Genomic DNA, 12,611 nt, shown 5'->3' with positions numbered 1-12,611 from the left:
GCTCTGTGCCAGACTCAAGGTCATGATGCGTACGAATGGCGCGGTACCCCCCGCGCCGTTGAAGACCCCACGCAGGCGTCGGGTCAACACGGCGCGGCGCGAGGATCTGCTGGCACAGGTCACCGACATCTTTCTTGCCGAGGGCTTCACCTCGGTGACCGTCGAGGACCTCACCCGCCGCCTGCGCTGTTCGAAGTCGACGCTCTACGGGGTCGGTTCCACCAAGGAGAAGCTGGTGGTCGCGGCCACCAAGCACTTCTTCGGAAGCGAAGCCCACCGCATCGAGCAGGCCGTCGCCGAGCAGGACGACCCGCAGGGCAAGATCACCACTTACCTCGAAGGCGTGGCCCAAGCCATGCGCCGCAACTCGCCGGCTTTCTACACCGACATGGTCACGTACGCCCCCACAGCGGAGATCTACGCCCGCAACACGGCGCGAGCGGCCGAACGCATCCGGGAAATGATCGACGACGGCGTGCGTGCCGGCGTGTTCCGGGCGACCAACGGCATCGTCGCAGCCCAGGTCGTCGCCCTCGCCATCGAAGCCGTACAGTCCGGCACTCTGCTCGAACGCACGGGGCTCTCCGCCGCCGAATCCTTCGCGGAGCTTGCCGATCTGTTGTTCAACGGACTCCGGCACGTGAGCTGACTGCGTTCGGCTGCTGAGCCCGGGAGCCTGCTGCCCGGCGGCCGGGTGACGCGTGAGGGTCCGCGCCGCGTGGACGCGGCCCCTCACGCGTTCCTGCCACGACATTCTGGCTTTCACCGCGTGTTCGCCTATGTCCGCGCGGAAGAGCCGCACCGGTACTCAAACCAGTCGTAGTCGGCGGGCACGCTTGTCTGCGCCCGGTTGGTGGTGGCGTAGAGCGCGAGGTAGGCGCCGGTGCACCCCCCGGCGATTTCGCTCGCCAGGTGGCGTGCTTCGCCGGTGGCCAGCTTGCGGGGCCGGTCGTCTGCGAGTGCGTAGGAGAAGGTGTAGGTGGGGATCGGAAAAGGCGGGGCAGCCGTCCCGAGCTCCATGGCTGAACTGACCTGGAGCGTGATCGGGCCGTCCGGGATCGGTTCGTTCGCCACCACGGCTGAGAGCGAGCCGATGCGCCGTCGCACGATGACGCGCCGCTCGCCCCCCAGTCGGGTCACGGCGAGGTTGTAGTGGTGGCTCTGGTTCATCCAGACGGTCAGGCCGGCTTCCTGCCCGTCCTCTTGCGGCGTGAAGTCGAGCAGGGTGGAGGCTTCGCACTTGGTGTCCGTCTGCCGCCGGCCGACGAAGGCCACGCCTGACCCGTCGTCCAGCCTTGTGCTGTTGCCGGTCAGGCGCAGGAAGCCGGGCCGGGCGGTGAGCGACCAGTCCCCGGCTCGGGGCCAGCGCAGGAAGTTCCAGTCGTGCCCGAGCGCGGCTTGGTCGAAGTCGTCGCGTGGGGCGGGCTGTGGCCAGGTCACCTCAGGAAGGTTCGGCCCTTCCATGGAGAGCCTGATACGCCCGTTGTCGCCCACGTGCGGCCAGCCGTCGTCGTCCCAGGTCACCGGGGCGAGGAAGGTCTCACGGCCCAGGTGGTGCAGTTTTGAGTGGAGCTGCGGGCGGATGCCGAGACAGACCGCCCACCAGGTTCCGTCCTGTGCTTCCACCAGGTCGGCGTGGCCGGTCGCCTGGATCGGCCCGAAGGTGCTGCGGTGGCTGAGGATCGGGTTGTGCGGGCAGGTCTCCCACGGCCCCCAGGGTGTGTCGCTGCGAGCCAGGGTCTCCATGTGCCCGTATTCGGTGCCGCCCTCGGCGATCATCAGGTAGTAGCGGCCGTTGATCTTGTACAGGTGCGGGGCCTCGGGATCGCTGCCGCCGGTGCCCGACCAGATCACCCGCGGCTCGGTGAGCAGCTTGCCCGTGGCGATGTCGATCTCGCTCTGCTGGATGCCCCAGCCGGGATCGGTCGTATTGGGGTCGGTGTGGTTGACGCCCGGGTTGTAGGAGCTGGTCAGGTAGACGCGGCCGTCGTCGTCGAAGAAGAGCGAGGGATCGATCCCGCCCTGCTCGACCCAGATGGGCTCGGACCACTCGCCGGCCGGGTCGTTGGTGCTGACGTAAAAGTTCCCTGTTCCCCTGCTGCCGCCGTACTTGTCGTCGACATTGGTGGTGATCATGTAGAACGTGCCGTCATGGTGGCGGATCGTCGGTGCGAAGATTCCGAACGAATGCACGTTCAACGGCAGGGGTAGTTGGCTGGGCCTGGTCAGGCAGGAGCCGATCTGGCGCCAGTTGACGAGGTCACGGCTGTGGAAGACGGGCACACCGGGCGTGTACTCGAACGAGCTGGTCACCAGGTAGTAGTCGTCGCCGACCCGGCAGATGCTCGGATCGGGGTAGAAGCCGGGAATGACTGGGTTCGTAAATTCCATCTCATGCCTTCTCGTGAACTGAGGTATGAACCGTCAGGTTGGGCGTCATGCCGGGCTGCCTCAGGCCTGTTCGGGATCGGACGGTGCCGAGGCCTGCGGGCGGATCTCCTCGGCACTGGTGTGGATGTGGTCCGGAGCTTCACCGCCGCGGCACACCGTGAACGGCAGCCGGTCGGACGCGTGGTCGGCGGCGGCCCCCTTGAGCACGGCTGCGAAGAAGCTGATCGACTCCTCGACCTGGCGCACGGACTCGGCGATGTTCAGATGTCCGTGCAGCATTCCCCGTGCGAGGTAGGCGCCGACCGGCACCCCGGCCTCCTCCAACTGACGTTGGAGGAGTTCCCCGGACGGACGGAGGTCGTCGTATTCGGACAGGACCAGGTGTGTCGCGGGAAGGCCGTCCAGCCGTCCGTGACCTGGCATCGCCTCGGCCGGCAGGTCGGAGATCCGGCCCACGTAGTTGCGCACGATCCGCTCGACCGCGATCGGCGTGAACCGACCGAACTGCGGCAGCCGGCTCATCTCGGCAGCGGTTGCCGCATCGAGTGCCGGCACGGGAAAGTGGGCGCACGGGTACGCCAGCAGCAGTGCGTCCGCCAGGCGTTCGGCGTGGTCGCGGGAGCGGAGCGCCGTCGCGAGGGCCAGCGTGGCACCGGCACTCGCACCGCCCAGCGCGAGCGGTCCACCCGGTGACACGGCCGACAGACCTTGGGTGCCCAGCCAGTTCCAGGCTGCGTGGACGTCGTCCAGCGGCACCGGGTGGCGGACGCCGTCGCGCGCCAGGCGGTAGTCCACCGAGACGACGAACGCCTCGGCCCGCCGGGCGAGTTCGCCGCTGACCCGGTGGGCTTCCGGCATGTCCAGGTCCCCGCCCTCGAATCCGCCGCCGTGCGCCCACAGCAGAGCACTGGTGGCCGGACTGCGAACCGGACGGTAGGTGCGCAGCGGGATAGGTCCGCGTGGTCCGGGGACCGAGATGTCCTGAACCACGACGTCCGGGCTGCACCAGGCTGGTGCCGTGGCACCCCCGAGCTGACCGATCAGGTCCCTGACTTCCTGTTCCGTGGGGTTCTTGGCGAATACCTCGGCGAGCGCGCGATGGCGGTCGCCGTAGGACGGGTCGATGGGCACTTGAACCTCTTCTTGCTGGGACTTACGACAGGTCGGTTCGAACCGCTCTGACCATTGAGCGCGGTGAGTTCGTGGCGGCCGCGGGCTCCCGGAGGTGCGTGGACCCGTCGGGGAGGATGACCTCGGCTCCAGTGCCCGCGGCGACCTGCGGCCGGGGCCGTCGGAAGCCGATACTGAGGGCACGGGACTTGTGCTCGATGCGCAAGCCTGTCGGTGTCGAGATGAACAAGGCTGTTCTTCCGTCCCCAAGAGGCACCGACGTTGTCGCCTTCTCGATCCTCGGGTGCGGTGCCGGTGCGGCGGGTGAGTGTCGGACCGGTCAGGGAGGCGGGACGCCACCCGCTGGGCTTCGGAATGGTTTGCCGCGCCGTCACCGCGGCAGCGGAGCGCCCTCCTCCTCAGCGGACGGAGCCGGCGCCTGACCGGACTCGACCTCGTCCATGCGCTTCATCCGTGGCATCAGGAAGCAGGACAGCGCGCCGAGCGCGCCGATGCCGGCGAACAACCAGTAGGCGTTCTTGAAGCTGGCGTCGCTGTAGAACTGGGCGCCGTGAGAGCTGAGCCCCTTCTGGGCCATGACCACGTAGGCGACCTGAGTGGCCACGGCGATGAAGATTCCGCTGGCTATGGACTGCGCACCGTTGCCGAGCGCCTGCTCCCGGGGCTCGACGGCGCTGATCACGAGGATCGGCAGCGTCGTGATGACCAGGCCCATGCCGATACTGCCGACGGGCGACGTGGCGATCATCTGGGTCGCGTTGTAGTGGAAGTAGACGCTGAGCACCATGCTGACCGCGAACAGCGCGGAGCCGGTGGCGAGCAACAGTCGGGGGTCGAAGCGCTTGGCAAGTCGGCCCGCAAACAGAGCCGTCCCCAGCAGGATCGGCGCGCCGGGCAGGCCGACCAAGGCGTAGTGGGTGGCCGACCAGCCCAGTCCGGCGGACAGGTGCGGGATCTTCGGGTAGAGCGCGAGCAGGTAACCGACGGTGCCGACTGAGGTCACGCAGTACACGACGGAGGTCGCGGCGATCATTCCCCAGAAGGGGCGGCGCTTGAGCATCGCCATGGGGAACAGGGGATGCTCGATCCGGCTCTCGACGATCACGAAGACGAGGATCACCGCCAGGCCGCCGCCGAGCAGGCCGATGACGCGTCCGCTCGTCCAGCCCCAGTCCGAGCCCTGACCGATTCCGTAGACGACCGCGGTCACTCCCGTGCCGAGCAGCAGGCTGCCGATCCAGTCGAAGCGCTTGGACTGGTCGCGGACCGGGCTCTCCGGGATGAAGAACAGCAGAGCCACCACGGTGACCGCGGTGAGGCAGACCATGGTCCAGAGCGCGCCGCGGTAGCCGAAGGAGTCCAGGACCCCCGCGGAGAGGAAGGGGCCCGCGACTCCCACCACCGCGATGCCGCCGGCGACCGCGCCGCTCGCGGAGCCGACCGACTTCTTCGGAACGATGTCGCGGACGATGGCGTAGGCCAGGACCGCGGTGCCGGCGTAGATACCACTGATCGCGCGGCCGAGGAGCAACAGCGGGAAGGACGTGGCCAGGGCGGCTATGACGTCGCCGAACAGGGCAAGGACCGCGGCGGACAGCATGACGCGCCGCTTGCCGTACCGGGTGGCGGCCCAGTAGATCGCGGGGGAGAGGAACAGGCCCAGAAGGCTGGGTGCGAGCGTGAACCAGGCGATCTGGGTGGTGCGGAAGTGGATCGCGATCTGCGCGGTCGCGTTGCCCGCGAGCAGGCCGATGATGGAGGAGGCGTGCGCCGTCCAGCTCAAGAAGACGAGCGCGACGACGAGGTGCGCGCCGAGCCTGCTGCCGCGCTCGGCTTCTCCGGGCGGCGCGGTGGTGCTTGTCATGGGGTGATCCTCCGTTGCCGATTGGTATGGCGACGCCGTTACGTACCGGCGGCGAACGAGGTCATGCGTTGCTCCGCGGGAACCACCCGATGTGGTTCGCGTTGGGACTCAGTCACTAACACGTATCAGTCGAGTGGGCTGGACGTTATCCAGTCGACTTGTGGGCGGCAAGCCATCGGTTTATTACAAGGAGGTAACGAATGATGGTCGAGTCGGGGTCGTCGCTCGAATCTCTCCCGTCAAACGAGCTCTGATCCGGGGATTCTGTGGATCGGATTGAATGCACGATGCCGTCGAGAGTTGGGTCGAACGTGCGCTCGTTCTCGCTCCCGGGGGTCCGTGGTGGCAGGAAGCGACGCGGAGAGGTTGACGTTCCCCTGACTAACACGCGTTAATGATGCTCCCGCTGTTAGGCCGACGTAGGCACGTCCGCGCCACCGCACTGAATCGATCCGAGGAGTTCTGCGCATGTTGCGTCCGCAGGAGAACCCGACTCGCGAAAGCAAGTCACTCGACGGCCTGTGGGCCTTCCGGCTCGACGCGGCTGGAGCCGGCCGCCGGGACGACTGGTGGCGGGCCGCTCTGCCGCTGGCTCGCGAGATGCCGGTGCCCGCCAGTTACAACGACGTCATCCCCGACCAGTCCGTCCTCGACCATGTCGGGGACGCGTGGTACCAGACGACTGTCCGCATTCCGGCCGGCTGGTCCGGCGATCGGATCGTGCTCCGCTTCGACGCGGCGACCCACCGAGCCGTGGTCTGGGTCGACGACGCCCAGGTCGCCGAACACGAGGGCGGCTACACGCCGTTCGAGGCCGACATCACCGATCACGTCCGGCCCGGTGACGCGGCGCGGGTGACCGTGGTCGTCAACAATGAGCTGACGTGGACGTCCATCCCGCCCGGCGAGATCGAGCAAGGCCCCGACGGCAAGCGCCACCAGAACTACTTCCAGGACTTCCTGAACTACGCGGGCCTCAACCGTTCGGTATGGCTGTGCAAGACACCGCGCACACACATCACGGCCCTGAGTGTGGACACCGGCCTGAACGGAACCGAGGGCACGGTCGACTATCTCGTCGAGCACACCGGAGCGCCGGACGTCCGAGTGGTCCTGCGTGACGCCGAAGGACAGCGAGTCGCGTCGGCCGAAGGAGCGGAGGGCCGGCTGCGCGTTCCGGACGTGCACCCGTGGGCGCCCGGAGACGGGTATCTCTATGGGCTGGAAGTCGGCCTGTACGACACCGACGACGCACTCGTCGACACCTACCTGCAGCCCGTGGGTGTCCGGACGGTCGAGGTGCGCGGCTCCCAGTTCCTGATCAACGGCAAGCCGTTCCACTTCAAGGGCTTCGGCAAGCACGAGGACGCCGCGGTGCGCGGACGCGGTCATGACGACGTGCTGATGGTCCACGACTTCGAGTTGATGAAGTGGACCGGAGCCAACTCGTTCCGCACCGCCCACTACCCCTACGCGGAAGAGGTCCTCGAATACGCCGACCGCAACGGCATCGTCGTCATCGACGAGACCGCCGCGGTCGGCCTGAACGTGCAGATGTCGCCTTCGCCCAGCCGCACCGCCAACGAGACCTTCTCCGAGCAGTCGATCAGCGCCGCAACCCAGCAGACGCACCTCCAGGCTTTGCGGGAGCTGATCGCCCGCGACCGCAACCACCCCAGCGTCGTGTTGTGGAGCATCGCCAACGAGCCGGACTCCGGCGTGCCGCAGGCCCGCGACTACTTCGCGCCGCTGTTCGCCGAGGCCCGCAAGCTCGACCCGACCCGGCCGGTCGGTTTCGCGAACGTGATGATGGTCCCGGCCGACCAGTGCCAAGTCACCGAGTTGGCCGACGTGATCATGGTCAACCGCTACTACGGCTGGTACTCGCACATGGGTGACCTGGCGGGCGCGGAAGTGGCGCTGGAGGCGGATCTGCGGGCCTGGGCAGCGAAGTACGACCGCCCGATCATCATCACCGAGTACGGTGCGGACACCCTGCCCGGCCTGCACGCCGTCCTCGACGTTCCGTGGTCCGAGGAGTACCAGACACGGCTGCTGGAGATGTGCCATCGAGTCTTCGACCGGGTCGAAGCGGTGGTCGGCGAGCACATCTGGAACTTCGCCGACTTCGCCACCCGGCCGGGCCTGATCCGTGTGGACGGCAACAAGAAGGGTGTTTTCACCCGGGACCGGCAGCCCAAGAGCGCCGCGTTCGCCGTCCGTCGCCGCTGGCACGGCGAAGCCTGACATCCCCCCTGCTTCTTGTCACAGTGCGCCTGATGAAAGAGACACGATGATCCGCACGAGCTTCAACGACGGCTGGCAGGCCCGGCCGAAGGCCAACCGGTTCCTGGAGATGGCCGGGATGGCCCCCGCCTACCAGGACGTGCGCCTGCCGCACGACTCCATGATCGGACGCGAGCGCGACCCCGAGGCCGGCGGAGCGTCCGGTTTCTACCCCGGCGGCATCTACGAGTACCGCAAGACCTTCACCGTCCCCAAGGAGTATCGCGACAAGCGCGTGTTCCTGGAGTTCGAGGGCGTGTACCGGGACGCGACCGTCTCCATCAACGGCGCCTTCGCCGGCCAGTGCGCCAACGGCTACACCGGATTCACGATCAGCGCCGACAACTTCCTCCGGCACGGTGAGGAGAACGAGGTGCGCGTGGAGTGCCGCGTCCACCAGGACTCGCGCTGGTATTCGGGAGCCGGCATCCACCGCGACGTCCACATGATCGTCGGCGGTCCGGTGCACCTCGCGCTCGACGGTGTGCGGATCACCACCGCCGACGTCGACGCCGGTCATGCTGTGGTGGAAGTGGCCGCGGTGGTGGAGAACGACGGGCTCCGGCCGGTCACGCTCGACGTGCGCATGGACCTTCAGAACGCGGCAGGCGAGCGGGTCGCCCGGAGCACGGCCCCCGTCACGATCCTGCCCGGGGAGCCCGTGACCGTGCGTCAGCGGCTGTACGTGCGTGACCCCGATCTGTGGGACCTCGACAGTCCGGCGCTGCATTCCGCATCCGTGACGGTGGTCTCGGGTGACGAACTCGTGGACGAGGAGCGTGTGGTCTTCGGTATCCGTCGTCTCCAGCTCGATCCCGTGCACGGTCTGCGCATCAACGGACAGACCGTCAAGCTGCGTGGGGCGTGCATCCACCACGACAACGGTGTGCTCGGCTCGGCCGCCTTCGCCCGCGCGGACGAGCGCCGGGTGGAACTGCTCAAGCAGGCCGGCTTCAACGCGATCCGCAGCGCGCACAATCCGGTCAGCCGTGCGCTGCTGGACGCCTGCGACCGGCTCGGCGTCCTGGTCATGGACGAGGGCTTCGACATGTGGACCGTGCCGAAGTCCGACTTCGACCACTCCCTGTCCTTCCCCGCCTGGTGGGAGAAGGACGTCGAGGCGATGGTACGCAAGAACTTCAACCACCCCAGCGTCGTGTTCTACTCCATCGGCAACGAGATCCCCGAAGCCAGCACTCCGCACGGGGCCGTATGGGGGCGCCGAATCGCGGAGAAGATCCGTCTCCTCGACGGGACACGCTTCCTGACGCAAGCCGTCACCACCCCGAAGTCCGCGATCATGCAGGCCTTGACCACCGCACAGGAGCGCCTGGCCGCGACGGCGGCGGACCTAGGGCCGAACGCGGTCATGGCGGCCATGGACGAGATCATCCGGGAGAACGCCCCGTCGGACCAGATGACCGCCGCCACCGCCGAGCCCTTCGCGATGCTTGACGTCGCGGGTATGAACTACCTGGAACTGCGCTACGAGACGGACCGCGAGCTCTTCCCCAATCGGATCATCGTCGGCACCGAAACCCACCCGATACGCATCGCCGAGCTCTGGCGGCTGACCCTCGACAACGCCCATGTACTCGGCGACTTCACCTGGACCGGCTGGGACTATCTGGGAGAGGTGGGGGTCGGCAAGATCGCATACGCCGACAGCGCCGCGAACCAGGTGCTGGACGCCGGGACCGCCGGGCCGTATTCGCCCTATCCCTGGCTCACCGCCCGGACCGGCGACCTCGACATCACCGGCCACCGCCGCCCGCCGTCCTACTACCGTGAGATCGTCTTCGGCCTGCGCACCGAGCCCTACATCGTGGCACACCGGCCCGAGAACCACGGTCGCCGGTCCGTCTCCAGCGCGTGGTCCTGGCCCGATGCGGTCTCCTCCTGGAGCTGGGACGGACACGAGGGCGCCCCGATCCTCGTCGAGGTCTACAGCGCCGCCGACGAGGTCGAGTTGCTGCTCGACGGGGAGTCGCTCGGGCGCGCGGCAGCGGGGGAGGCCAACCGCTTCGTCGCCGCGTTCGACACGGTCTTCCGTCCCGGCGAACTCGTCGCGGTCGCCTACCAGGACGGCAAGGAGCAGGGACGCAGCCGCCTTGTTTCGGCGACGGGTCCGGTACGGCTGGCGGTGGCCGCCGATCGCGCGGCGATCAGTGGCGATGGCGGCGACCTCGCCTTCGTCGCGGTCACGCTGACGGATGCTCAGGGCAATCTCTTCCACGACCGGGATCTCTCGGTCTCCGTCGAGGTCGATGGACCGGCCGTACTCCAGGGGTTCGGGAGCGGGCGGTCGGCCACCGAGGAAGCCTTCACCGGCGACGTTCACACGACCTACGAGGGCCGGGTGCTGGCCGTCGTCCGGGCCACCGGACCGGGCGAGATCAGAGTCACCTTCTCCGCGGCGGGCTGCACGCCCGCCACCGCAGTGGTGCACGCCGAATAAGGTTCTCCAGTTGTGACGGCGCTCACCGACAACTCCCCACCCCCTACTCGGGGTTGGGACGGGCCTGCTCGTCTCGACTCCCCACCTATGCTGCGCTGACCTGACCCCGTGAGGGGTGGGGACCCCTCCCGGTGCGTTCGAAGAGGCATCCACCTGGGGCGCCGAGTTGAGACCTGAGGGCCCTGATGCGGGCTTACGCCGGTATCGATGGGCACCGTCGCCGGTCGTGGATCGCTGTCATGGACGAGGGCGGCCGGACGACGGTGAACCAGAACGGGCCCAACGGACGGGAGCCGGAGCTGGGGGTGATCTGTGATCTGCCGGCGGCCTCGGCAGCCCTTCACCCGCTGGTCCCTCTGCAAACTCGCCACCTACCTGCGCCGCGTACACGGCCGTGTGATCCGGATCGGCCGCGAGGCGTTACGGTGCCTGCTCACCCGCCGCGGCGTCACCTTCCAGCGCACCAAGACCTGGTAGGAATCCCCCGACCCCGAGCGCGATGCCAAGCTCGACCGGATCGAGCACGTGCTGGAGCACTTCCCGGACCGGTTGTTTGCGTGCGACGAGTTCGGCCCGCTCGGCATCCGCCCCACCATCGGAGCCGGCTGGGCCCGCGCCGGCCACCCCGAGCGTCATCCCGCGACCTACCACCGCACCCACGGCGCCCGCTATTTCCATGGCTGCCACTCCGTCGGCGACGACACCCTGTGGGGCGTCAACCGCAGGAAGAAGGGCGCCGCGAACATCCTCACCGCCCTGAAGGCGATCCGCGTGGCCCGCCCGGACGGCGCCCCGATCTACGTCATCCTGGACAACCTCTCCGCTCACAAGGGCGGGACCATCCGGCGCTGGGCGAAGAAGAACCGGGCCGAGCTGTGCTTCACCCCGACGTACGCGTCCTGGGCCAACCCGATCGAGGCCCACTTCGGACCATTACGGTAATTCACCACCGCCAACTCCCACCACCGCAACCACACCGCACAGACCCGAGCCCTCCACGCCTACCTCCGCTGGCGCAACGCGAACACCCGCCACCCCGACGTGCCGGCCGCCCAACGCCGCGTACGCGCCCGTGTCCGCGGCGAGGAGGGCGTCCATGGGGGAGGCCGAAGTCGGGCAGCCGCTTCCTGAACTGCCCGTCCTCCCTGGCGGCCACGCACTACGGTGGGATGCATGTCCGAGCTCTCCGTGCGGAATTTCTACGACGAGTTGGCCCACGACTACCACCTGATGTTCCGGGACTGGGACGCGAGCATGGCCTACCAGGCCGAGGTACTGGGCGGGCTCGTCCGCAAATCTCTCGGCGCGGGACCGCACACTGTCCTGGACTGCTCGTGCGGGATCGGCACCCAGGCCATCGGGCTGGCCCTGGCCGGGTACCAGGTCGTCGGCAGCGACCTGAGCCCGGTCGCCGCCGTGCGCGCCGCCGCTGAGGCGGCGGCCCGGGGCAGCAGGCTTCCGGCCGCTGCGGCTGACATGCGCCAACTGCCGTTCAAGGAGACGTCATTCGACGTCGTGCTCTGCGCGGACAACTCGCTCCCGCACCTGCTCTCCGAGCAAGATCTCCGGGCGGCACTCCTCGGTATGAGACGGGTGCTCCGAGACGACGGACTGCTGATGATCACTGTCCGGGCCTATGACGAGACGCGCCAGACCAGACCCACGGCGACTCCTCCCCAGGTCTCGGAGACACGCGACGGCCAAGTGATCACCTTCCAGCTGTGGCACTGGCATGAAGACGGCGAGCGCTACGACCTGGAGCACTTCCAGCTCATCCCCGCGGAGAACACCTGGCATGTCCGAGTCCGCCGGAGCACCTCCTGGGCGCTGACGTCCCCGCAGCTGACAGAGTTCGTGACTGAAGCCGGCTTCACGAACATCACCTGGCACAGTCCGGCCTCCAGCGGGTACTACCAGCCCGTGCTCACCGCACGGCGCGCCCCATCAACGCAGTAGTCCAGACATCGGTTCCGCCCTGCCTGGTTCTCCGTTCACCCACGGCAAGCCGGTGAACGTTGCAGGTCACAGCACTAGCCGCGCTGATCATTCTCACGGAAGAGGGCGACATCTCGTGGTTCTCCTCGGTACGGAAGTCGGCCTCGTCTCCGGGCTCGCTCCGGCGGTGCGTGGCTCGGACCGCACCGTGCGCTACGGGCACATCTTCAGCAGGGCGATGGGCGGCTGCGCAGGAGTATGGGCGAGGTCGCGCAGCGGGCGGAGTGCACCCGGCCTATGCCGACACCTGCGCCAGGCTCGCCGGACGGCGCGGCAGGAAGTCGCCACGACCGCGGGGGCGAGCGAACTCCTCACTCCTGCGTGCCACTTGCTGAGCGAGGCCGAAATCGCGCATGCCCCGCAGGAGAGCGCCTCGCCCACGTGACGACTCCCGACGGACGGGACACCAAGCCCCGGGCGAGCCCGCTCCCACCGCATGAGCAGGCCACGCCGCACTCGATGACCTGAATGGGAAGCCCGCCGCCG

The 12,611-nt window shown here is 68.1% G+C and carries 7 protein-coding genes and 1 pseudogene; 5 read left to right on the top strand and 3 right to left on the bottom strand.

Annotated elements, in window-relative coordinates; genetic code table 11:
* Nucleotides 1-22 precede the first annotated feature (22 nt).
* Nucleotides 23-649, top strand: a complete 627-nt coding sequence (locus tag FNV62_RS01755; RefSeq protein WP_143611928.1) for a TetR/AcrR family transcriptional regulator — start codon at nucleotides 23-25, stop codon at nucleotides 647-649.
* A gap of 128 nt (nucleotides 650-777) precedes the next feature.
* Here the strand turns inward: FNV62_RS01755 and FNV62_RS01750 are convergent, their stop codons facing one another.
* The 3 genes from FNV62_RS01750 to FNV62_RS01740 all read right to left on the bottom strand — a co-directional run bounded on the left by FNV62_RS01750 (nucleotide 778) and on the right by FNV62_RS01740 (nucleotide 5,386).
* The gene (locus tag FNV62_RS01750; RefSeq protein WP_144314488.1) at nucleotides 778-2,391 is read right to left on the bottom strand and encodes a glycoside hydrolase family 43 protein; all 1,614 of its coding nucleotides are present in this window, start codon (nucleotides 2,389-2,391) and stop codon (nucleotides 778-780) included.
* A 60-nt stretch (nucleotides 2,392-2,451) separates the two neighbouring features.
* Nucleotides 2,452-3,522 (bottom strand): alpha/beta hydrolase fold domain-containing protein, encoded by a 1,071-nt coding sequence (locus FNV62_RS01745; protein WP_225900090.1) that lies wholly within the window; start codon nucleotides 3,520-3,522, stop codon nucleotides 2,452-2,454.
* 370 nt (nucleotides 3,523-3,892) lie between these two features.
* Nucleotides 3,893-5,386: an MFS transporter gene (locus FNV62_RS01740; protein WP_144314487.1), complete on the bottom strand. Its 1,494-nt coding sequence runs from the start codon at nucleotides 5,384-5,386 to the stop codon at nucleotides 3,893-3,895.
* Between the two features lie 468 nt (nucleotides 5,387-5,854).
* Here FNV62_RS01740 and uidA point away from each other — a divergent pair, with 468 nt between their 5' ends.
* The 4 genes and pseudogenes from uidA to FNV62_RS01720 all read left to right on the top strand — a co-directional run bounded on the left by uidA (nucleotide 5,855) and on the right by FNV62_RS01720 (nucleotide 12,086).
* The gene (gene uidA, locus FNV62_RS01735) at nucleotides 5,855-7,633 is read left to right on the top strand and encodes a beta-glucuronidase (protein WP_144314486.1); all 1,779 of its coding nucleotides are present in this window, start codon (nucleotides 5,855-5,857) and stop codon (nucleotides 7,631-7,633) included.
* Nucleotides 7,634-7,679: 46 nt separating this feature from the next.
* Nucleotides 7,680-10,130 (top strand): glycoside hydrolase family 2 TIM barrel-domain containing protein, encoded by a 2,451-nt coding sequence (locus FNV62_RS01730; protein ID WP_144314485.1) that lies wholly within the window; start codon nucleotides 7,680-7,682, stop codon nucleotides 10,128-10,130.
* Nucleotides 10,131-10,463: 333 nt separating this feature from the next.
* Nucleotides 10,464-11,261: pseudogene (locus FNV62_RS01725) on the top strand (IS630 family transposase); the annotation flags it as partial.
* A 42-nt stretch (nucleotides 11,262-11,303) separates the two neighbouring features.
* A complete protein-coding gene (locus FNV62_RS01720) occupies nucleotides 11,304-12,086 on the top strand; it encodes a class I SAM-dependent methyltransferase (protein WP_144314484.1) in 783 nt (260 codons plus the stop codon).
* Nucleotides 12,087-12,611: the final 525 nt, after the last annotated feature.

The sequence above is a fragment of the Streptomyces sp. RLB3-17 genome (assembly GCF_007113425.2).
Lineage (GTDB): Bacteria > Actinomycetota > Actinomycetes > Streptomycetales > Streptomycetaceae > Streptomyces > Streptomyces mirabilis_D.
This window is presented reverse-complemented; position numbering and strand designations above follow the sequence as displayed.

What these genes read in the sequence shown, in the direction of transcription:
- FNV62_RS01755 (WP_143611928.1), top strand. Translation starts at nt 23, where the DNA reads ATGATGCGTACGAATGGCGCGGTACCCCCCGCGCCGTTGAAGACCCCA.
- uidA (WP_144314486.1), top strand. Translation starts at nt 5,855, where the DNA reads ATGTTGCGTCCGCAGGAGAACCCGACTCGCGAAAGCAAGTCACTCGAC.
- FNV62_RS01750 (WP_144314488.1), bottom strand. Translation starts at nt 2,391, where the DNA reads ATGGAATTTACGAACCCAGTCATTCCCGGCTTCTACCCCGATCCGAGC.
- FNV62_RS01730 (WP_144314485.1), top strand. Translation starts at nt 7,680, where the DNA reads ATGATCCGCACGAGCTTCAACGACGGCTGGCAGGCCCGGCCGAAGGCC.
- FNV62_RS01720 (WP_144314484.1), top strand. Translation starts at nt 11,304, where the DNA reads ATGTCCGAGCTCTCCGTGCGGAATTTCTACGACGAGTTGGCCCACGAC.
- FNV62_RS01740 (WP_144314487.1), bottom strand. Translation starts at nt 5,386, where the DNA reads ATGACAAGCACCACCGCGCCGCCCGGAGAAGCCGAGCGCGGCAGCAGG.